Genomic DNA, 22,165 nt, shown 5'->3' on the forward strand with positions numbered 1-22,165 from the left:
GGATCGAGCCCGTCGGATTCAGTGGCTCGCGGCGGGGCGTACGTCGCTGTCGGCCGCGCCGAACAGCAGGCGGTAGACGCCGTCCTGCTCGATCAGCTCGTCGTGGCGGCCGCGTTGGACGATCCGGCCGTGTTCGAGGACGAGGATCTGGTCGGCGTTGCGTACGGCGTTGAGCCGGTGGGAGACGACGATCCGGGTGACGGCGAGGTCGGCGAGCGCGCCGTCGACGTGGCGTTCGGTCTGCGGGTCGAGGTGGCTGGTCGCCTCGTCGAGCAGCAGCAGCCGGGGCCGGTGCACCAATGCCCGGGCCAGGGCGACCCGTTGGCGCTGTCCGGCGGAGAGGGCCGAGCCGCTCTCGCCGACGGGCGTGTCGTAGCCCATCGGCAGGGCCAGCACGTCCTCGTGCAGTCCGGCGATCCGCGCGGCCCGGATCACCTCGGCGTCCTCGGCGTCGGGCCGGCCGAGGGTCAGGTTGTCCCTGATGCTGCCGCCGAAGAGGCTCAACTCCTGGAGGACGGCGCCGCAGTGGGCGCGCAGGTCGGCCAGGTCGAGGCGGTCGATCGGCACGCCGTCGTGCCGTACCGTCCCCTCCTCGGGCCGCAGCAGGCCGAGCAGCAGCAGGGCCAGGGTGCTCTTGCCGGAGCCGGTCCTGCCGACGATGCCCAGCTTGCCGCCGGCGGCGACGGACAGGTCGATCCCGCTGAGGGCCGGCGCCCCGGACGGCTGGTAGCGGAACGTCAGCGCGTGGACGTCGACGGCGGTGGCCCGGTCCGACGCGAGTCGCAGCCCGCCGCCGGTCTCCGTGGGTGCGTCCAGGACGTCGAAGAGGCGTTCCACCTGGGCGTTGACGGTGAGGTAGAGCTGACCGGTGGTGGACAGGGTCTCCAGCGGCGCCAGCAGGGACAGCACCAGGCTGTTCGCGGCCAGCATGGTGCCCAGGGTGGAGCGGCCGGTCATGACCATCCAGGCGCCGACGCCGAGCATCAGCAGCGGGCCGAGCGAGGTCATCGCCCGCTGGGCCCCGGAGAGCCGGGCGGTGGCCCGGCCGCGCCGCAGCATCGCGCCCTGGTAGCGGGTGAACAGCCCCTGCCAGTGCTCCACGGCGCGGCCCTCCACGCCGTTCGCCTTGAGCGGCAGGATCGCCTCCAGCGCCTCGACCAGGTAGCTCTGCTCCTCCGCCCGCGCCACCAGCTCCAGTTGGGCGAGGTTGCGCAGCCGGCGGTGGGACCGGAGGACCAGGAACAGCTGCAGCAGGAACAGCGGGGCGACGGCGAGCAGGTACAGGGGCTGCAGCAGCACCACGGCGACCAGGTAGCCGACCAGCAGGACGCCGTCCAGGGCGACGGTCATCAGCTGCTGGGTCATGGTCTCCCGGGTGCTGGAGACGCTGGACATGCGCATCAGCAGGTCGCCGCGTCCGCGCTCGAGGAAGAACTGCAGCGGCAGCCGGAAGAGGTGCTCGACGAAGGAGCGGGTCAGCACCAGGTCGCCGCGCCGGCGCAGCGCGAGCAGGGCCAGCGCGCGCAGCGCGGTGAGCAGCCCGGTGAGCAGGGCGATGCCGACGGCGGACAGCGCCAGCAGGCCGGGCAGGCCGGTGCGGTGCTGCGGCAGGAGCGTGTCCACCACGGTGCGGGTGAGCAACGGGACGGCCAGGCCGAGCAGTTGCAGCCCTCCGGTGACCAGGGCGGTCAGGGCGAGCAGCGAGCGGCCGCCCGGGGCGGCGAGGAAGCGCCGCAGGTAGCGCACCATCGGACGGTCGCGCAGCGGGGTGTGCCGCTCCTCGAAGTGCTCGCCCGGTTCCAGGGCGACGGCCACGCCGCCGAACAGCTCGTCGAAGTCCCGCCGGGAGATCTGGCGGCGTCCGCCGGCCGGGTCGACCAGCCGGACGGAGCGGCGGTCGACCCGTTCCAGGACCACGAAGTGATGGGTTTTCAGGTAGGCGATCACCGGGCCGCGCAGCGGTCGTTCCAGGGCGGCCGGTCCGCGGTCGACGCGGACGGTCAGGCCGACCCGCCGCGCCGCGTCGACGAGCACGGCCACCGAAGCGCCGTCGCGTCCGGCGCCGAGCAGCGGGCGGCAGTCGGCCACCGTGGAGTCGCGTCCGTAGTGGCTGAGGACCATGGCCAGGCAGGCCGCGGCGCACTCGGTGCGGGTGAACTGGAGCCGCAGCGGCACGCGGTGGGCGCGTTGCCGGGGGCGGGTCCGGGCGGCGTCGGACGGGGAGGTCACGGGGCCTCCTGCGGCGCGAGCAGGAGCACGGGGGCGACGTGGTCGGGCGCGGCGATCCGCAGCAGTCCGTGGCCGATGCCGGCCAGGCCGGTCATCAGACCGGGCGTGGGGATGCCGCCCGGGGTGCCGCAGACCGGGCCGCGCTCCTCGATCCCGGCCAGCAGGGTGTCGCGGGTCCGCCGGAAGTGGTCCCCGGCCCGCGCGACGCCGGCGCGGGCGGCCGCGGCGAACAGCTCCAGATTGCCCAGACCGCCGTGGCAGAGGCTGTCGTTGCCGTCCTGGCCGAAGGCGGCGGTCGAGCGTACGGCGCGCAGCAGGGCCCGGTCGTTCGCCAGGGTGCGGACCGCGGCGGGCAGGTCGGCCCGGAGCAGTCCGATGCCGGGGGCGCCGTGGCACCAGGCGTGCACGTGGGCGATGGTGCCCGGGGGCGGGGTGGCCTGCCAGGGCCTGGGGGTCTGCTCCCGGAAGTCCGGCCAGTTGTCGAGCTCGGGGTCGAAGCCGTCCTCCTCGTAGGCCAGGGCGGCCTGCCCGGTGCGCAGCGCGTCCGCGTCCCCGGTGCGGGCGGCGTGGCGCAGCAGCGCCCAGCCGATCCCGCCGGCGCCGTGGGACAGCCCCAGCAGCGGCCGCTCGCCGGTCAGCGCGGTGCGCCAGGCGACGGTGCCGCCGGGGTGCGGCTCGGCCTTCTCCACCAGCAGTCGGGCGCAGCGCCAGGCGCAGTCCTGTGCGGCGCGGCCGTGCCGCCGCACCAGGGCCTCGGCCACGGCGAGGCAGCCGGCGGCGCCGCCGATCAGGTCGAGCTGCCGGTCGTCGTCGAGGCCGTGGGCGGCCGCGGTGAGCAGCTCGGGTACGGGCTGTGCCAGCGCGGGGTCGTCGAGCAGGGCGGCGGCGCAGTCCAGCGCGTAGGCGGTGCCGGACAGCCCGCCGAACGCCCCCCAGCTCCGCTTCGGGGTGCGGCGCAGCGCGTGCGCGAGGTGCTCGGGGAACGGTGCCAGGACGCGGCGGGCCCACCGCGCGTACCGCTCCTCCCCGGTGACGGAGGCGAGCTGGGCGAGGAACAGCGCGACGCCGGGGTAGCCGCCGTACAGGTCGTCGCGCAGGGCGGTGACCCGCCACTGGTCCCGGGCCAGGTCGAGCCCGAGCCAGCCGGTCCGGGCGCTGGTGCGGCGCGCGTCGGCCGTCAGGCGGTCGGCGACGGACCGGGCGAGGCGCAGGGCGCGCTCGGCGGGGGAGCGGTCGGCCTCGGCCGGGGCGGGCCGCACCGGCCGGGTGGCGGTGGCCGCCGAGTGCGGTCCGCCCGCCTGCGGGTTGGTGGTGCGGGCGGCGAAGGCGGCCCGGATGATCCAGTCCTGGGTGGCGAGGTCGTGCTCGTCCATGGCGGCGATGATCCGCCGGGCCCGGTCGAGCCCGGACTCGGGCAGCGCCCGCGGCAGCGCGTGCCCGCGGTGGGTGTGCAGGTCGCGGGAGCCGACGACGGCGCGGAACAGCGGGACGTCGCCGCTCCAGAGGTCCTCGGCCTCCAGCGCCAGCAGTGGCCGGAGCGCCGGGTTCTCGGCGGACTGGGCGAAGATCAGCCCGAGCACCCGGTCGCGGTCGAGCGCGTCCCGGGTGACGTCCGGGTGGGTGCTCTCGCTCAGCAGGTGGGCGTAGACGCGGGTGGCGCGGACGATGGTGCGGACGGTGTCCTCCCGGAACCGCTCCAGCGGGCCGTCGGGCGCGAGCAGCGCCTCGCGGTGGGCGGCGATCGTCCGGTAGCCGGCCTCGAACCCGGCGCGCAGGGACGGCAGATGGTTCGCCGGGTCGACGTCCCGGCCGTCCAGGTTCGGCCGGTTCGCGCTGCCCCCGAAGGCGCGCTGCACCCGGGTCAGGCGCATCCCGTCGGTGCCGCCGTCCTCCCAGGCGGGCATCTTGAAGGGCAGCACGGCGCCCTTGTCGGCGCCCATCCCGCCGACGTCCAGCACCGCGCCGCCGTCGCCGACCAGGACGGAGGGCAGCAGCCCCACCCGCTGCACCGAGTGGGCGAGCAGGTGCTGTGCCGGGTCGTCGTCGACCAGCGGGCTGCCGGTCAGGTGGGGCACGCCCACGTGGAACAGCGACTCCAGGTCGACCGCGATCGGCTGTTCCCCCACGGCGATCACATTCTCGAAGTGGAAGTCGGTGGCGGCGAGCGCGTAGAGCAGGGCGAGCAGCGCCCCGAGGCGGTGGTAGAACCGTTCGGCCGCCGGGTGGTCGGCGCAGGGCGTCGGCTCCACGAACTCGATCCAGCCGTACTCGCCGCGGTCCCACACCGCCACCGTGCCCAGGCCGACGTCCGGCAGGGCGGTGTCGTACCAGTCGACCACCGCGTTGAAGTGCTCGTGGACGGCCAGCGGCCGGGGCTTGTACACCAACCGGGCGCCGGAGGAGAAGGTCAGCAGCGCGACCGAGCGGCCCGCCTCGTGGCCGTCGCCGTGGCCCATCCGGACCTCGGTCAGCTCGCCGGGATCGCGCCCGTCGAAGAGCCGCTCGACGAGTGACGGCCGGTCGGCGGTGAAGCGGTCGAGGAACTCCCGGTGCGCGTGGACGGCGTTCGCGGTGACGGAGGCCAACAGCCGGGCCAGGACGGCGTATTCGTCGAGGAGCGCGGCCAGCCGCTCGGGCTGTCGCTGCCAGGCGACGAAGGAGCGGAAGCGTTCGCGCGGGGTGTCGCCGGCCAACTGGCCGGAGAGTCGGGCCACGTGGAGTTCCAGGACCAGGGTGCGGCCGAGCGAGGACACCAGCTGTTCCCGCAGGCTTTCGGTGAGCGAGCGCCGGACCGCCGCGAGGGCGTCCTCGGCCGGGTCGGCGGTGGCGTTCCCGGCGGGGTCGGAGGCCGCCAGCAGGCGGTGGGCCTCGGCGAGGAAGGGTTCGACGAGGACCGCGAAGTCGGCGAAGCCGTGCTGGTGTTGGCCTTCGGGTGCCGCGTCGTGCTCGTCGCCGGGCTCTCCACGGTGCTCGGCGCCGGGCTCGGCGCGGTGCTCGGCGTGGCGCGCTTCGTCGGGCGCCGGCGGCCGGTGGGCGGCGCGCGCCATGACGTCCTCGACGAACCGGGCCCAGTCCGGTTTGACGGTCCTGGCGGCGAGGCTGTCGGGGTGTTCGGCGAGCAGCCGGCGCAGCAGCGGCGGGTCGATGCCGAGCGCCCGGGCCTGGACGTCGGCCGTGTCCGGGGTGTGGTCCGGGAACGCCGAGCGCCAGCGGGCCAGTCGGCGGTCGGCGCGCCAGCCGAGGCTGCCCTCGGCCGGGCTGTCGGGCACCGGGGCGGGCGGTTCGCCGTCGGCGGTCAGGCGCTCGGCCAGCCACAGGCCGCGCGTCCACCAGCTGCCGGTCAGCGGCGCGCGGTCGACGCGTGACCAGGGGGCGGCGGTGGCCGCGGCATCGGGCGGGGTCTTCGAGGGCATGCTGAACTCCTGGGACGCGGAGGGCGGACGAGCCGGGACGGACGGGCGCGGCGCAGAGGCGGCCGTCGGCCGTCGGGCTGTCGTCTGTCGTGAATGGAAGTACCCAGTCGATTCATATGAGCTGATGTCGACGCCAGGCGAGTCTGCCCGCGTTCATGACGGTGCGTCAAGTGGTGTGAATGGACATGCCCGAGCCATTCATCTCAGCTGTTGAAGCGGGGCGGCCGAGCCGGGTGGCGTGACCTGCCGGAACGCGCGCAGGTGCCCCCGGAGTGCCGAACACCCGGGGACACCTGCTGAGTTGGTGGATCGATGAGGTTGTCGGAGTACAGGTCGGTGCTCAGCCCTCGTGCAGCGCCCACTTGTCGCTGTCGACCCGCACCGAGCCCGGCAGGGCGATGAGCTCGGGCTTGAACAGCGGCTGGGTGTCCATCGCGGGCTCCCAGGTCGCCAGCCGCTCGTCCTGGGGGACCTCGATCCGCCGGTCCGCGGCGAGGTCGGCGACCACCTTCAGCAGCAGCCGCACGCCGAGCGGAGCCAGGTGGTCGCGCCACAGGCTCTGCGCGGTCGAGCCGGGCGGCACGAACAGGTGCTCCTGGGCGGCGAGCGGGCCGCCGTCGGTGCGCTCGGTGAGGTGGTAGACGCTCCCGCCCGTCACCTTGTCGCCGTCGCGGACGGTCCAGCGGATCGCGTCCCGGCCGCGGTGCAGCGGCAGCAGGCTGGGGTGGTACCCGATGGTGGCGACGGCGGCCCTGGCCCGCGTCCGGCGGCCGAGGAAGGCGTGCGAGTGCGCGGCGAGGATGACGTCCACCCCGTCCGGGACGTGCATCGCGCGCAGTTCGGCCGAGTCCGTCCAGGGGATGTCCCGGGGGAACGCCCAGGCGCGCAGGCGGTCCCAGGACATCGCGTCGCCCTCGTCGGACTTCCCCTTGCGCAGCCGGGGCGCGGCCGCCCCGACGATCTTGTGCCCGTTGTCCAGCAGGGCTTCCGCGACCTGCACCGCGAACGCCCCTTGCCCTGACATGTAGATGTTCATCCGCACTCCCGCGGTCGCTGGTCGGGTGGTTGCCGGTCCCTCAGGCCTCCGTCGGCGCCTCCAGTCCGGAGCGGTCGGGATCGAAGCGCACCGGCATGGTGGAGAACCCGGTCAGGAAGTTCGACCGGATCGGCAGCGCCTCGCCGGTCTGCTCGAACCCGAGGGTGAAGTCCCGCAGGGCCTTGAGCAGTTCGGCGATCTCCACCTTGGCCAGGTACGAGCCGACGCAGAAGTGCGGGCCGTAGCCGAAGGCCAGGTGCTTGTTGGGGGTCCGGCCGAGGTCGAACACCCCGGGCCGCGCGAAGACCCGCTCGTCCCGGTTGCCGGAGGCGTGCCAGAGCGTGACGATCTCGCCCGGCCGCAGCCGTACGCCGTGCAGTTCGGTCTCCCGCTCGACGCTGCGCCCGAAGTGCATCGTGGGCGAGGCCCAGCGCAGCACCTCGTCCACCGCGGTCTCGACCGCGACCTCGCCCCGCTTGAGCCGCCGCCACTGCTCGGGCTGGGCGGCCAGGGTGCGAACGCAGTCGATCATGGTCAGCCGGCTGGTCTCGTCGCCCCCGATGATCAGGCTGTAGCAGTTCAGCACGACGTCCTCGTCGGACAGCGGCACCCCGTCGATGGCGCTGCCGATCAGCATGCTGATCACGTCCTCGCCGGGCGACTCGCGCCGCTCCTCGACGACGTCCATGAAGTACATCAGGATCTCGTTGCGGGCCATCTCGGAGTCGACCTCGTCGACGTCCTCGTCGTCCGCCGACAGCGCGGTCCTGGTCAGCGAGAGCAGGTAGTCCCGGTCCCGCTCGGGCACGCCGAGCAGGTTCGAGATCGTGGTCATCGGGATCCGGCTGGCGATCCGCTCCGCGAAGTCGCAGCCGCCGGACTCGACGGCCTCGCGGATCCACCGCCGGGTGTTGGTCCGGACGGTCAGCGCGACCTCGTCGAGCACCCTCGGGGAGAGCACCCGCTGGAGGATCTTGCGCAGCTCCAGGTGCCGGGGCCCGTCGGTGACGGCCAGCATCCGGCCGGCCCCGGCGTCGCCGCCCTCCAGGAGGGTGACGAGCACGTTGCCGCGCTGGGACGTGAAGTTCACGTTGTCCCGGTAGGTGGCCATGATGTCGTCGTGGCGGGAGAGCACCCAGAACCCGGGGCGGCCGCCGGCCGGCGGGTTCCAGTGCAGCGGCGCGGTGTCCCGCAGGGTGCGCCAGAACCCGTCGAGGTCGTGGTCCGCGAAGGTGGCCGGGTCACCCAGGTCCACGGTCTCCAGGGAGGGTGTGGTCGTCGGCGCGTTCATGCTCACCAGTCCGTGCGCCAGAACCGGCGGGGCTGGAACGGGTAGGTGGGCAGCGGCACCCGGCGGCCGGCCTCCCCGAGGTGCAGGGCGTCGAAGTCCACCTGCCGGCCGGTCACCCAGGCGGCGGCCAGCTCGGCGAGGGCCCCGGCGTCCCGGCCGGCGGGCACGATCCCGTCGCCGGTGCGGGCGAAGGCGTCCGGGTCGGTCCGCGGGGCGGCGGCGGTCGAGGTGGCCGGGCCGCGGGCGCCGTCGTCGGACAGCGCCGCGATCAGCTCCTCGCGGCTGCGGACCACGGCCGCCCACCGGCGGGCCATCACCTTGCGGCCGAGGTTGAGGGTGAAGCAGACGTCGTCCAGACGCAGGCCCGGGTCGGCCTCCAGCCGCTCCCTGAGCCGGGTGCGCTGACGGGCCAGCGCGTCGTCGTCCATGGCGGACAGGGTGGCCAGCCACGGCCTGCCCGCCTCCTCGGGGGCGCGCTCGGCGGGCGTCGGAGCCTCCTCCAGCAGCAGGTGGGCGTTGTAGCCGCCGCCGCCGATCGAGGTGACGCCCGCGCGGCGGATGCCGGCCTCCGGATCCCAGTGCGCGCCCTCGATCTGCGGCACGAAGGGGGTGCTGGGGAAGTCGAGGTCCGGGTTGACCTCCGTCAGGTTGATCGTCGCCGGGAGGGTCCGGTGGTACAGCGCCAGCGCGGCCTTGACGGCACCGAAGCCGCCGGACACCACGCCGCCGTGGCCCACGTTGCCCTTGACCCCGCCGATCGAGGTGGTCGCGGTCTGCTTCCCGAACGCCATGGTCGCCGCGTGCACTTCGAGCTCGTCGGTCATCGGCAGGCCGAGCCCGTTCGCCTCGTACATGGACACGGTGTCCGGGGTGACGCCGCCCACCTCCATGGCGGCGGCGATGCACGCGCTCAGCCGCTCGGGCTGGGCCAGGCCGTACGCCATCGCGCTGACGCCGTTGTTGTTGACGGCCGAGCCCCGGACCACGGCGTAGACGTGGTCGCGGTCGGCGACGGCCCGGCCGAGCGGCTTCAGCAGCACGGTGACGACGCCGCTGGACAGCGCCGTGCCGGTGCCGTTGGCGTCGAACGGGCGGCAGTGGCCGTCCCTCGACAGGATGCGGTTCTCCTCCCAGAGGTGACCGCGGGGGTGCGGCAGGCGGACCAGCGCGCCGCCGGCGATGGCCAGGTCGCTCTGGCCGAGCAGCAGCGACTGGCAGGCCAGGTGCACCGCGTAGTGGAAGCCCGCGCAGACCGCGGCGACGGTGACGGCCTCGCCGGTGAGGCCCATGTAGTACAGCGCGTTGGAGGTCATGGTGTCCGGCGACCACGCCAGGCTGGCCTCGATCGCCTCGGGGCCGACCGACACCCGGTCCGGCGGGGAGCTGTACTGCGCGGCGGTCTGCGGGTTGTTGGCGCCGTACATGCCGACCTCGGCCTTGAGCCGGTCCGGGTCGTAGCCGCCGTCCTCCAGCGACTCCCACGCGCTCTCCAGGTACAGCCGGTTCTCCGGCGTCATCCTGGCGGCCATCCGGTCGCTGATGCCGAAGACCGACGGGTCGAACTTGTCGTACGTGTCGAGCACGCCGCAGGCCCGTACGTAGAACGGGCTGTGGATCAGCGTCTCGTCGACGTGGATGTCGTCCTTGGTCAGGAAGGACACGGACTCCCGGCCGTGGACGAGGTTGTCCCAGAACTCCTCCTTGGTGCGGGCGCCTGGCGCCCGCAGGGACATGCCGATGACGGCCACGTCACCCGGGTCGTACTCCTGCTCGGGGCTGTCGGTCATGGGAAGGCTCCTGCTTCGTCGGCTTCGTTGGCTTCGGGTGGGGCAGGGGGGTGCTCAGCGTCCGGCGGCCGCGCCGCCGCCACGGCCGCGCAATGCGGCACGGCGGGCACTGGCGCGCTGGCGGGCGGACTCGACCACCTCGGGGGTGGCGCCGCTCTCGTCGTCCAGCCAGCGGGCGAGGGAAGCGATGTCGCGGAAGCTGAAGAGGTCGGGCACGCGGACGCGGCGGTCGAAGCGCCGGGTCATCAGCCGGGCGAGGCGGACCAGCAGCAGCGAGTCGCCGCCGAGGTCGTAGAAGGCGGACTGCACGTCGATGGCCGACGGTTCGAGGTCGAGCAGCTGGCCCCAGATCTCCGACAGCGCCACCTCGGTCGGCGTACTGGCGGCCGTCAGCGGACCGCCGGAGGCGGCCGGCGGCTCGGGCAGCGCGTCGCGGTCGAGCTTGCCGCCCGGGCCCAGCGGGAGGGCGGGGAGGACGACGAGGGTCGCGGGCACCATGTAGTCGGGCAGTTCGACGGCGAGCCGGCCGGTGACGGCGCTCTGCAGCGCGGCGTCCAGCCGGGGGCCGTCCTGGGCGGCGCCACCCGGGGCCGTGCCGTCCTGCGTCGCGCCGTCGCCCGCGGGCACGACGTAGCCGACGAGCCGGTTGCCCCGCACGACGGCGGCCGCCTCCCGGACCTCGGGGCAGGCGGTCAGCCGGGCCTCGACCTCCTCCAGCTCGATCCGGTAGCCGCGCAGCTTGACCTGGTGGTCGGAGCGGCCGAGGAAGCGCAGTTCGCCGTCCTCCGTGAACTCGACGAGGTCCCCGGTGCGGTACATCCGCCCGCCCTCGCGGAACGGGTCCGGCAGGAAGCGCTCGGCGGTGGTGCGCGGCCGGTTGACGTAGCCGTGCGCGACGCCGACGCCGCCGAGGTAGAGCTCGCCGGGCCGGCCGGGCGCCACCGGCTGCAGGTTCCCGTCGAGCACGTGGACCACGGCGTCGGCGGTCGGCGGGCCGATGGTCGGCTCGTCGGTGCCGTCCTCGGGCACCAGCCCGAAGGAGCAGAAGACGGTTCCCTCGGTGGGGCCGTAGGCGTTGAACACCCGTACGGCGCCGGTCTCCCGGTAGGCCCGGTCCACCAGCTTGCGGCGCAGCGCCTCGCCGCCGAACACGATCGAGCGCACGTTCGGTGGCAGGGCGCCGGCGTCCAGCAGGCCGTTCATGACCGACGGGACGACGGTCAGGTGGGTGATCCGGTCCGCGTACCGGCTCTCCGACAGGTGCACGGCGCTCTCGACGAGCACGACGGCGCCGCCGCGGCAGAGCGCGTTGAAGACCTCCATCACGGACATGTCGAAGCAGATCGAGCTCGCCGCCGAGACGCCGCTCAGGTCGCAGCCTTCGAGGACCCGGTCCATCGCGGCGAGCATCGCCACGGCGCCGGCGTGCCGGACGGCCACGCCCTTGGGCCGGCCGGTGGAGCCCGAGGTGTAGATGACGTACGCGGTGTCCTCGGGCACGACCGCCACCGGCTTCGCGCCGGGCTCGGTCGTCACGGTGTCCCCGAGCACGACGACGGTCGCGCCGGGCGGGCAGTTGGCCCGGGACGCGGGCGTGGTGAGCAGCAGGCGGGTCCCGCTGTCCTGGACCATGAAGGCCAGCCGGTCGGCGGGGTAGTTCGGGTCCAGCGGCAGGTAGCAGGAGCCGGTGCGCAGGACGGCCAGGACGGCGACGAGCAGGTCGGGGGTGCGCTCGACGCAGATGCCGACCGGGACGCCGGGGCCCGCGCCGTCGGCGGCCAGCCGCTCGGCCAACTCACGGGAGCGCTCGTTCAGTTCGCCGTAGCTCAGGACGCCGGCGTCGGAGTGGACCGCCGTCGCGTCGGGGTTCTTGACGGCCTGGGCGATGAACTCGGAGTGCAGGGTTTCGGTCAACGGTCCGTCTCCTTGGGGAGGCCGGCCGGCGCGACGGCGCCGAGGGCCTGGTCGGGTCGGGCGATCGAGTCGAAGAGCACGGTGCGGTACAGCGAGAGCAGCGCCGTCACGGTCCGCCGCTCCAGGTAGGCGGGCTTGAACTGGACGTGGCCGGCCACCCGGCCGTCGATGTCGGCCATCGAGATCTCCAGGTCGAACTTGGCGAGGTGCCGGCGGACCTGGAGGGGTTCGAGCGGCAGCGCGCCGTCCGGGGTGAGCGTGTCGCCGACGCCGTGGAAGAGCTTCACGGAGCGCGGGAAGGCGTCCGAGGAGAGCCAGTTCACCACCACGTCGAACCACGGGGAGCGGCCCTCCGCGCGCGGCGGCTTCAGCTGGGCGGCCAGCAGGTCGAGGGGGTAGTTCATGTGCTCCAGCAGGCCCAGCGAGAAGGCGTGGACCTCGCGCAGCAGCTCGCGGAAGCTGCGGTCGGCGGTCGGGTTCGCCCGCACCAGTACGGTGTTGAGGTAGTAGCCGATGGCGGACTCCCAGCCGGGTTCGGCCCGTTGGGCGATGGCGGTGGCGAGCACCGAGTCCTCGGTGCCGACCGCGCGGTTGAGCGTGGCGAAGAACCCGGCCAGCACGACGGTGCTCACCGACACGCCCTCGCGTACCGCGAACTCCCGCAGCAGGCGCGTCTCCTCGGCGCTCCAACGGAACGCGACGTCCCGGCCCTCGTAGGTGACGCCCGGCGGCCGCTCCTTGTCGGAGAGGTCGAGGTGGGCGGGCGGGTCGGCGAGCTTGCGCGACCACCAGTCCAGCGCCGCCTCGGCGGCCGGCCCGGCCAGCCACTGCCGCTCCCACGCGACGAACTCGGTGTACGGGGCGACCGGCGCGCTGCTGGCCGGGTCGGCGCCCTCGTAGTACTCCTGGATCTCGCGGATCATGACGTCGGCCGACGCCGCGTCCGAGGCGATGTGGTGGACGAGCACCAGCAGGTAGTGGTCGGCGGGGCCGCGCCGCATCAGGACGATCCGCACCAGCGGCCCGTTGTCCAGGTCCAGCGGCTCGTGCCCGTACCCGGCCAGTTCCTCGCGGGCCTGCTCGTCGTCCAGGTCGGCGGTGTCCACGACGAGGAACTCGTACACCGGCTCGTCCAGGATGACCTGGTACGGGCTGCCGCCCGCCTCCACGAAGACGGTGCGCAGCGCGGGATGCCGGTCCAGCACGGCCAGGACGGCGCGCTCCAGGGCCTCCTCGTCGACCGCGGCCCGGATCCGGGCGGTCACCATGAAGTTGTACGGCACGGCGTCCGGCGCGACCATCTGCATGAACCACAGCGAGGCCTGGCCGTGCGAGGCCGGCGCCACGTCGAGGCCGAGGCCGTCGGCGCGCAGCTGCTCCAGCGCCGGGGCGTCGGTGGCCTCCATCAGCCCGCGCGCGTCCAGTTCCTCCAGCAGCTCCTCGGCGTCCAGTTCGGAGAGGTCCGCCAGGAAGCTCCGGTCCGGCCGGGCCGGGGGAGCGGGGGCGGGAGCGGGGATGACGGGGCCGGCGGGGACGGCGGTGGCGCCGGCGGGTGCCGGAGCGGGTGCGGCCGGTCCGGCGGTGAGCCCGACGAAGTGGGCGACGACCTCGGTGATGGAGCGCCCGTCCAGGAACACCACCGGCGACACCCGGTGCCCGAGCACGGCCTGCAGCCTGTTGACGAGGCGGATCGCCAGCATCGAGTCCAGGCCGAAGTCGCGCAGGCCGGCCGCGGTGTCGAACCTGCTCACCGGTACGCCCAGCGCGTCGGCGAGTTCGGCGAGGACGACCTCCGCCACCGGCCGGTCCGCCGCCGCCGGGCTCTCGACCGGCCGCGCCTCGACGGGAGCCGTGACGGCCACGCTCGCCGCCGCGGTCTCGACCGCCGGAGCCGGGGCGGGCGCGGCCTCGCGGCGGGGCTCGGTGTCGATCCAGTAGCGCTCCTTCTGCCACTGGACGAGCGGGGTCTCCACCACCTCGACGTCGTCGCCGAACAGCGAGTCGAAGCTCAGCGGCAGCCCCCTGACGTACAGCGAGGCGACGGCGCCCAGCAGGCAGCGGACGTCGCTCTCCCCGCGCCGCAGCGAGTTGATCGCGTGCACCTCGGTGCCGCGGGACAGCCCGATCTCCTCGACCGCGCCGCGCAGCGTCTCGTGCGGGCCGATCTCGACGAAGGTGGTGACGCCCCGGTCCACCAGCGCGCCGATGGTCTCGGCGAAGCGGACCTGGTTGCGCAGGTTGTGCACCCAGTAGTCGACGTCGGTGACCGGGTTCACCGTGTCGGCCAGGGCGGTGGAGTGGAAGGGGATGCCCGGTGTCAGCGGGGTGATGCCGTCGATGCCCGCGCGCAGCGGTTCGAGCAGCGGGTCCATGCCGGGGCTGTGCACCGGCCGCTCGACCCGGATCCGCCGGACGGAGACCCCGTCCCGCAGGAGGTCCGCCTCCAGGGCGTCGACGGCCTCGGGCGAGCCGGAGACCGCCGCGCTGGTGGGGCTGTTGACCACGGCGACGGCCGCGTGCTCGGCGTACGGGGCGAGTCGGGGCCGCAGTTCCTCCTCCGGCAGGTCGACCGAGATCATGGCGCCCTCGGCGGCCTTGCGCTCCAGCAGGCGCGAGCGGGTCACCACGACCCGGGCGGCGTCCTCCAGGGACAGCGCGCCGGACACGCAGGCGGCCGCGACCTCGCCCAGGCTGTGGCCGACGACGGCCGCCGGCTCGACGCCCAGGTCGAGCCAGACCTGCGCCAGCGAGACCTGCAGGGCGAACAGCACGGGCTGCTGGAAGTCCATCTCCTCGTACCTGGCCTCCTCGGCCGGGGCGGCGAGCAGGTCGAGCACCGAGAACCCGCCGGCCGCGCGGACGGCGGCGTCGCAGGCGGTCATCCGGGCCCGGAAGCCGGCGTGGGAGCGCAGCAGCTCGCGGCCCATGCCGACCCACTGGGTGCCGCCGCCGGAGAACACCAGCGCCACCCGCCGGTCGGCGTTGCCGGAGACCGTACCCGTGACGACGTCGGGGTGCGGCCGGCCGGCGGCGACCCGGGCGAGTCCGTCCAGGACGTCCTGCCGGTCGCGGGCGAACAGCGCGATCCGGTGGCCGTGGTGGCTGCGCCGGGCGGAGAGGGTGTAGGCGAGGTCGGACACCCGCAGGGCCGGGTCGCGTTCGACGTGGTTGGACAGCTCGCGGCAGGTGTCGGCCAGCGCGTCCGCGGTCCGGGCGGTGACGGGCACCAGGTGCAGCTGCCCGTCGGCGGCGGCGTCACCGGGGCTCGGCGCGAGGTGGCGGCCCCGGTCGCCGGCCAGGAACGGGTGGGCCGCGACGGGGAGTCCGGCGGTGTACAGGGCGCCGAGCGAGCCGAGCAGGGTGGCGGCCTCGTCGGCGCCGCGCCGCAGGGAGGGCAGGGTGGCCGCCGCCGGGAGGATCTCCGAGACCGACTTGAGCAGGAGGGGGTGCGGGCTGAGCTCGACCACCGCGTCGACGTCGTGGCCGCGCAGGGCCGTCAGGGCGTCGACCATCCGGATCTCCCGGCGCAGGTTGTCCGCCCAGTAGTCCGGCCCGAGCTCCGCGCCGTCGACGAGTTCGCCGGTGACGGTGGAGATCATCGGGATGCGGGTGGACCGGGGCCGGATGCCGTCGAGCTCGGCCTTCAGCGGGGCGAGGACGTGGTCGACCAGCGCGGAGTGCGGGGCGTGGCCCATCCGCACCCGGTGGCTGGTGACGCCGGCCTCGGTCAGCCGCAGGACGAGGTCGTCGATCTCCTGCGGGGTGCCGGTGACGAGGGTGGAGCCGAGGCCGTTGCGGCCGGAGAGGGTGAGCCCGCCGGTCAGGTGCGGCAGCACCTCCTCCGCGGGGGTCATCACCACGATGCCCTCGCCGCGGCCCACAGCCAGCAGTTGGAGGAGCCGGCCGTGGTGGGCGGCCAGCCGGGAGGCGTCCTCGAAGTCGAGGGCTCCGGCGATGTGGGAGGCGGCGAACTCGCCGACGCTCTGCCCCACCACGACGTCCGGCTCCACCCCCAGCGAGCGCCAGGTCTCGGCGAGCGCGACCTGGAGGGAGAACAGCAGCGGCTGGAAGACGTCCATGTCGTCCAGGCGGCCGTCGGGGTCGAGCAGCTGCTCGACCAGCGAGAAGCCCAGCAGCTCCCGCATCCGCCGGTCGGACCTCATCATGGAGCGGCGGAACACGGGCTGGCCGGCGAGCAGTTGACGGCCCATGCCGACCCACTGCGAGCCGTTGCCGGAGAACAGGAACGCCACCCGCGGCCTGCGGCCGGCCTTCCCGGCCTCCCCGACGCTCAGTCCGGGGGCGTCCGCGCCGGTGCCGAAGGCGTCGAGGCTGCCGCGGAGTTCGGCCATGTCGCGGGCGGTGGCGGCGAGCCGGAACGGGCCGTCGCCGGGGGTGCGGCGGCAGAGCGCGCGCAGGTCGTCCGCGTCGCGCACCGCCCGGGCCCGCTCGGCCAGCTCCTCGGGGGAGTCCGCGGCCAGCAGGAGCAGCGAGGCCTCGGGGCGCGGCAGTTCCTCGACGGCGAGGTGGCAGATCGAGCCGCCGAACCCGAACGAGCTGACGCCGCCGCGCCGGGCGTCGGAGCGCCGCGGCCACGGCTCCAGCCGGTCCTGGACGGTGAGGTTGTACTCGTCGAACAGGATCTGCGGGTTCGGCGCGCTGAAGTGCAGGCTCGGCGGCAGCACGCCGTTGCGCATCGACATCGCGAGCTTGACCAGGCCGACGATGCCGGCGGCCGCCTCCAGGTGGCCGACGTTGGACTTGACGGAGCCGAGCCGCAGCGGCTCCGCGCGGTCGCCGCCGAGGACGGCGCCGATGGCGTTGGCCTCGATCGGGTCGCCGAGCGGTGTCGCCGAGCCGTGGCACTCGATGTAGTCGACGAGGTGGGGTGCGATGCCGGCCCGCTGGTAGGCGGTGCGGAGCATCTTCTCCTGGGCCTGGGGGTTCGGCGCCGTCATGCCGTTGCTGGGGCCGTCGTTGTTGGAGGAGCTGCCCTTGATCAGGCAGTACACCGGCAGGTCGCGTTCGAGCGCCACGCTCAGCGGGGCGAGCACGACGACGCCGGCGCCCTCACCGCGGACGTAGCCGTCGGCGCGGGCGTCGAAGGACTTGCAGCGGCCGTCCGGGGCGAGCGCGCCCATCTGGTCCATGGCGGTGTAGTAGTCGGAGACGAAGCTCAGGTTCACGCCGCCGGCCAGCACCAGGTCGCTCTCGCCCAGCCAGATCGACTGGCAGCCCACGTGCACCGAGACGAGCGACCCGGCGCAGGCCGAGTCGATGGCCATGCTGGGGCCCTGCAGGCCGAGGACGTAGGAGACGCGGTTGGCGATGATGCCGTCGTGCATGCCGGTCGCGGTGTGCGGGGTGATCTGGCTGTCGGGGCCGCGGTAGTGGGCCAGGGCGGCGTAGTCGCCCCAGCAGGAGGCCATGAACACGCCGGTGTCGCTGCCGACGAGGCTGTTCGGCGCGATGCCGGCGTCCTCCAGGGCCTCCCAGGACAGCTCCAGGACCAGGCGCTGCTGAGGGTCCATCTGGACGGCCTCGCGGGGCGAGATGCCGAAGAACAGCGGGTCGAAGCGGTCGATGTCGTCGATGAACCCGCCCCAGCGCACCCGGTCGTTCAGCAGCTCGCGGCGTGCGGCCGGCACCGGTCCGACGGCGTCGCCGCCCTCGGTCAGCAGCCGCCAGAACGAGGACGGGTCCGGCCCGCCGGGGAACCGGCAGCCGATGCCCACGATCGCGACCGGCTCGTGCGTGGGAGAGCGGCGTTCGGTGCTCCGGGCGGGCTCCGCGGCCCGCGGACCGTCGACCAGGGCGCGGGCCAGCCCGTCGACGGTCGGGTACTGCCACATCAAGGTGGCCGGGACCTGCCGGCCGAGGAACTCGGACAGGGCGGCCGCGAGGTTCACCGACTTCAGGGAGTCCAGTCCGTACCGGTGCATCGGTGCCCACCGGTCCACGGAGTTCGCGGAGACGTCCAGTAGCTCGGCGAAGCGGGATAGCAGGAAATCCGTGACGGCGGATATGTCTCGCGCTGCGCGCTCTTGGGGCATGGCGACTCCCTCGACAGGGCGGATGGAATGGACGGTTGGAGCTTCACAGCCGATCGTTCGCAGGGGGGGACTGGTAGTTCTTTCAGGTGGGGGGAATTCGGCCACGAAGGAGCACCTCAGGTATAGGCCTGTACATGACATGCCTGGACCCGCGGTCGTGCGGCACTGCTCCTCTCGTGGCAGGAGGGAGGAACCGGAGCGCCGATCGCGTGACTCGCCAACGCGTGTGGGGGGCAGGATGCTACGAGGTGACCGGAGTGATCGCGGATCAGCGGCTCACTGTGGAATTCTCACCGGCGCTCACGGCGCCGCGCCGGCGGAGCTGTCGCGCATTCTCGCTGCCGGGATTTTGGCAGCGCTGTTTCATCCGCGCGTTCGGGTGGGGAGCTTCTCGACTCCAGGATTGCGCACTTCGTGCTCCGGTTGTGGCAGTGGCGAGATTTGATCGACAAAGTGTCCGATTCGATCTCCTGGGACGGTACCATTCAGTGCCGTTTTGCGGGCCGAGGCGGAGTGGACAGCGGATGAGCGGCCAATGCAAGCTGTCCGCATGGCAGTTGAAAAATTTGACGCGGCGTCGACCGATGCCGAGAACTCCTTACCCGGACCTGCCCCGGCCGCCCCGGTCCGCCGGCCGGGACTGGCACTCGGCGTGCTGGCCGGGGCACTCGCGCTGGACGTGAGCGGCCTCGGCGTGCTCAACGCCGCCCTGCCGTCCGTCGGAGAGCGCTTCCACCTGGGCGAGACGACGCTCCAGTGGGTCATGACCGCCTACGCCGTCACCTTCGCCGGCTTCCTGCTGGTGGGCGGCCGACTGGCCGACGTGCTCGGGCGGCGGCGGGTGTTCGAGGTCGGCGTCGCGCTGTTCACCGTGTCCGCACTGGTCGGCGCGGCGGCCCCCAACACCGCGACCCTGCTGGGCGCGAGAGCCGCGCAGGGCATCGGCGCCGCCCTGTCGGGCCCGGCCGCGCTGGCGCTGCTCACCGACACCTTTCCGGCCGGTCCGGCACGCAACCGGGCCTTCGGGGTGTACGCGGCCGTCGGCGCCGCGAGCTTCAGCGGCGGGGTGCTGCTGGGCGGCGTCCTGACCGAGTTCCTCGGCTGGCGCTCGGTGCTGTGGTTCTCGGTGCTGCTCGGGCTCGGGGTGCTGGCCGCGACGCGCGTCGGACTGCCCGACGGCGCCGGCCACCGCGGCCGGCTCGACCTGCCCGGCGCGATCACCGGCACGCTCGGCCTCACCCTGCTCGTCGTCGGCGTGAGCACCGGCGGTGCCTCGGCGTGGATCGTCCTCGCCGCCGCCGTGCTCTTCCTGGTGCTGTTCGTCGTCCGGGAGCACCGCACCGCCGACCCGGTGCTCCCGCTCGGCCTCTTCCGGACCAACGCGGTGCGGGAGGCGAGCCTGGCGGCGTTCCTCCAGTACACGGGCTCGGTCGGGATGCTGTTCTTCGCCCCGCTGTACCTCCAGGGGATGCTGCACTACTCGCCGTTCGAGTCCGGCATCGCCCTGGTGCCGATGTCCCTGGCCGTGTTCCTCACCGCCAACTTCGCCACCGGCCGGCTGCTCGCCAAACACTCCCCCCGGACGCTGATGGCCGTCGGCCTCGTCCTGATCGGGGTGGGCACCGGGCTGTGGCTGGGCACGCCGCAGGACGGCGACTACCTGCTGCACGTGCTGCCCGGACTGGTGGTCAGCGGCATCGGTCAGGGGCTGAACTTCCCCTCGATGACCTCCGCCGGCCTCTCCGGCGTCCCGGAGCGGCAGCACGCCGTCGCCGGGGCGGTGAACGTGGTGACCCAGCAGATCGGCGCCAGCGTGGGCGTGGCGCTGCTGGTGCTGGTCGCCGCGACCACCGAGGACCAGCTCGCCGGCTACCACCTCGCCTACGTCACCGCCGCGGCCGCGTGCGTGCTGGGCGCGGTGTTCATCGCGGTGCGGCGACGGGCCTGAGCGTCCCGCGCGGTTCCGCGGCCGGTGTCGCGGATCCCGCCGACCAAGATGCCTGAGTCGCCGGTCCGGAGCCCCCGGACCGGCGACTCAGGCCGTGTTCGGTCCGGCGACGGCGAGACGAGGGAGCACCCGCCCCCGCCGCAGCGGCCGGCGGGCCCGCCGCTGACCGGCGGTCGCCGGGCTCGGACCGCCCCGCGGGCGGCGCGCACCAGGGCGGCGGAGAGCCGCTGCTGGGCCGGGTCCTCGTGGGCGGTGTCCTCCGGGTGCCACTGGACGGCCGTCCGGCACGCCGACATCGCCCGCGTCGACCGGGACGCCGAGACCTTCGCCTCCACGAGGTTCGTGAACCTGGAGGAGGTCGACGACGACCGGATCAAGAGGCGCGCCTCCGTCCTGACCTCGTGAACGGCGTCAAGAAGCCCCCCGTGGCGCGGTCACGCTCGCCCGATTGTCCGTCAGGTGTACGGCCCGGAGCCGCGGTTCCGGGCCGTACGCCGTGTTTCCCGGCGCCGGCTCAGCCGGCCTCGCGTAGCTCGCTGTTCCTGGAGATGGCCGCTGCCCGGACATCTAGCAGCGCGAGCAGGACCGGTGGGTCGAGGGCGCGCACGGGGCGAAGGTGCAGTTCGAGGGGATCCACCGGGACGTTCGTCCGGATCTCGATGGGGCCGACCGAGCCGACGGAGGCCTCGTCGGTGAGGACCTCCTCGCAGGAGGCGGGGACGGAGTGCGCGAGCAGGTACCAGGTCCCGGCCGGCACGTGTTCGAGGAGGAAGGAGCCGGGGCGGGGGAGCACGGCGCAGGCGGCCGGCCGGCCCTCGGGGATGCGGGTGCGGAAGAGTCCGACGAAGACGCGGCCGAGTCGTTCGGCGTCGCACGCCCGTATCTCGCCGCGGACGGTGGCGAGTTCCGTCGGCTGGTTCCAGCGCCGGGTGTCGAGTTCGATGTGGTTGGTGAAGCCGCGTAACTGGCGGAACATCGTGGGTGAGGTGCCGACGCTGCTGGCGAACCGTGAGCTGAAGGTGCCGACGCTGTTGTAGCCGACGCGGTGGCTGATCTCGGTCACGGTGCAGTCCGTCTCGAGGAGCAGGCGCTTGGCAGCCTCGATGCGAATGGCGGACAGGAAGCGTCTCGGTGAGACGCCGGTCACCCGCTGGAATTCCCGGGAGAAGTGGAATTTACTGTAGATGGCCGCCTCTGCCATATCGTCTATGGTCAGTAATTCGCCGATGTTCTCGTGCATGATCTCGATGGCTCGGGCCACGGCTTCTTCGATTGCGGGTTTCAAGGTGACTCCAGATTCTCGCTGTACCCGGTGGACGACGGAAACTTCGCTCCGGCACTGCGTCCCGTGACGCAGCCGATCGGGGGGAGGAGATTCGGCTGCCGGAGCGTGCGAGGTATCCCGGCTCCCTTCGTTAAAGTGCCAGTGACACTGCGTGTTGTCGCGATTGCGATTGACGACCGTAGCAGGTGGACATGACAAGTACAACGGTGTGTTCACGCCCTTATTCGGCAAAGTCGAAGGGGGAGATACTCGCCGGTATATGTTTGAAATATCGCAGCAATTGAAGAGGTGTGGCGGAGGGGGGGACGACGTGGCCGTGGGTGGTGCGGATGGGGCGGGCGAGGCGCCAGTTACTGATGTGACGAACGTGCCGGGCCGGTGCCCGCGGAAGTCCTCCCCGGATCACGGCGGTTCCACCCCTCAATCCGCGTCGGTCGCCGAGTCCACCTCCTCCCGGAGCCGCTCCGCGGAGGCCGACACCGAGCTGACGGCGGCCTCCCGGGTGTCGCCGACGGCGACCATCAGCCCCACCAACTGCGCCTCCAGCAGGCTATCGGCGTTCCAGGGCTCGGTCAGGTAGTCGCCGAGCTCCAGAACGACGAGACCGTGAACGGCGGACCACATCTGGTGTGCGACCAGGTCGGCGTCCGCCGCCCGGAACCGGCCGGCCTCGATGCACCGGGCGGCGCACTCGGCCACGCCCGCCAGCGTGTAGCGGCCGTATTGCCGGTCCTCCTCGCCCAGTGAGAAACCGGCCAGTGAGGACCCTCCGAACATCACCGCGTACAGGTGGGGGTTGGCCAGCGCATTGAGCCGGTACGCACGACCCAGCAATGCCAGGTCGCTCACCGGGTCGTCGCTGAACTCCACCAGGGTGAAGTAGTGCTGGAGCCGGGCGAACCCTTCGTGAACCATGGCGCGCACCAGGCCGCGCATTCCGTTGAAGTGGGTGTACAAGGCCATCGTGGAGGCGCCGATCTCGCTCGCGATGCGACGGGCGGACAGCGCCTGCGGCCCTTCCTCCGCGAGCAGCCGGGCGGCGATGTCCACCAGCGCCGGACGGGTGCTGGGATCCGTGTGACGCGGACTCATTCCTTCAGTCAAGCAAAATGCCGTTATCCCAGGGCGGTTCGCGCCCACAACCCTCGGATCCCCGCACAATGCGAGAAGCAGCCCTTCGCTCGCCGGGCATAGCTTTCCAGTCACTCA

General features: G+C 73.3%; 10 protein-coding genes and 2 pseudogenes. 2 read left to right on the forward strand and 10 right to left on the reverse strand.

Going from position 1 to position 22,165, the window contains the following annotated elements; translation table 11 throughout:
• Positions 1 to 18: 18 nt before the first annotated feature.
• From ACGF13_RS08545 to ACGF13_RS08575, 7 genes are all read right to left on the reverse strand, one after another.
• A complete protein-coding gene (locus ACGF13_RS08545) occupies positions 19 to 2,229 on the reverse strand; it encodes a peptidase domain-containing ABC transporter (RefSeq protein WP_392870492.1) in 2,211 nt (736 codons plus the stop codon).
• Positions 2,226 to 5,642 carry a type 2 lanthipeptide synthetase LanM family protein gene (locus ACGF13_RS08550; RefSeq protein WP_392870495.1) on the reverse strand — a complete coding sequence of 1,139 codons (3,417 nt, stop codon included), beginning with the start codon at positions 5,640 to 5,642 and terminating at the stop codon, positions 2,226 to 2,228. Before ACGF13_RS08550 ends, ACGF13_RS08545 begins: the two co-directional genes overlap by 4 nt.
• A gap of 340 nt (positions 5,643 to 5,982) precedes the next feature.
• Positions 5,983 to 6,678, reverse strand: coding sequence for a formyltransferase family protein (locus ACGF13_RS08555; RefSeq protein ID WP_392870498.1), 696 nt, complete (start codon positions 6,676 to 6,678; stop codon positions 5,983 to 5,985).
• Positions 6,679 to 6,718: 40 nt separating this feature from the next.
• Positions 6,719 to 7,969 carry a cytochrome P450 gene (locus ACGF13_RS08560; RefSeq protein WP_392870501.1) on the reverse strand — a complete coding sequence of 417 codons (1,251 nt, stop codon included), beginning with the start codon at positions 7,967 to 7,969 and terminating at the stop codon, positions 6,719 to 6,721.
• A gap of 2 nt (positions 7,970 to 7,971) precedes the next feature.
• Positions 7,972 to 9,756 carry a beta-ketoacyl synthase N-terminal-like domain-containing protein gene (locus ACGF13_RS08565; RefSeq protein ID WP_392870504.1) on the reverse strand — a complete coding sequence of 595 codons (1,785 nt, stop codon included), beginning with the start codon at positions 9,754 to 9,756 and terminating at the stop codon, positions 7,972 to 7,974.
• A 54-nt stretch (positions 9,757 to 9,810) separates the two neighbouring features.
• Entirely contained in the window at positions 9,811 to 11,670 is a 1,860-nt protein-coding gene (locus ACGF13_RS08570) for an amino acid adenylation domain-containing protein (RefSeq protein WP_392870507.1), read from the reverse strand.
• Positions 11,667 to 17,864 carry an acyltransferase domain-containing protein gene (locus tag ACGF13_RS08575; RefSeq protein WP_392870510.1) on the reverse strand — a complete coding sequence of 2,066 codons (6,198 nt, stop codon included), beginning with the start codon at positions 17,862 to 17,864 and terminating at the stop codon, positions 11,667 to 11,669. The genes ACGF13_RS08570 and ACGF13_RS08575 overlap by 4 nt, the downstream gene beginning before the upstream one ends.
• Positions 17,865 to 18,273: 409 nt before the next feature.
• On the opposite strand from ACGF13_RS08575, the gene ACGF13_RS08580 reads away from it, so the two are divergent.
• Entirely contained in the window at positions 18,274 to 19,671 is a 1,398-nt protein-coding gene (locus ACGF13_RS08580; RefSeq protein WP_392870513.1) for an MFS transporter, read from the forward strand.
• A 194-nt stretch (positions 19,672 to 19,865) separates the two neighbouring features.
• Here the strand turns inward: ACGF13_RS08580 and ACGF13_RS08585 are convergent.
• Positions 19,866 to 19,952 (reverse strand): annotated as a pseudogene (locus ACGF13_RS08585) (gamma-glutamyl-gamma-aminobutyrate hydrolase family protein); the annotation flags it as partial.
• Here ACGF13_RS08585 and ACGF13_RS08590 point away from each other — a divergent pair.
• A pseudogene (locus tag ACGF13_RS08590) lies at positions 19,942 to 20,067 on the forward strand (cytochrome P450); the annotation flags it as partial. The pseudogenes ACGF13_RS08585 and ACGF13_RS08590 overlap by 11 nt on opposite strands.
• 118 nt (positions 20,068 to 20,185) lie before the next feature.
• Here ACGF13_RS08590 and ACGF13_RS08595 read toward each other — a convergent pair.
• A complete protein-coding gene (locus ACGF13_RS08595; RefSeq protein WP_392870516.1) occupies positions 20,186 to 20,956 on the reverse strand; it encodes a helix-turn-helix domain-containing protein in 771 nt (256 codons plus the stop codon).
• 420 nt (positions 20,957 to 21,376) lie between these two features.
• A complete protein-coding gene (locus ACGF13_RS08600; protein ID WP_392870518.1) occupies positions 21,377 to 22,048 on the reverse strand; it encodes a TetR/AcrR family transcriptional regulator in 672 nt (223 codons plus the stop codon).
• Positions 22,049 to 22,165: the final 117 nt, after the last annotated feature.

It is taken from the genome of Kitasatospora sp. NPDC048286 (genome assembly GCF_043201735.1).
Lineage (GTDB): Bacteria > Actinomycetota > Actinomycetes > Streptomycetales > Streptomycetaceae > Kitasatospora.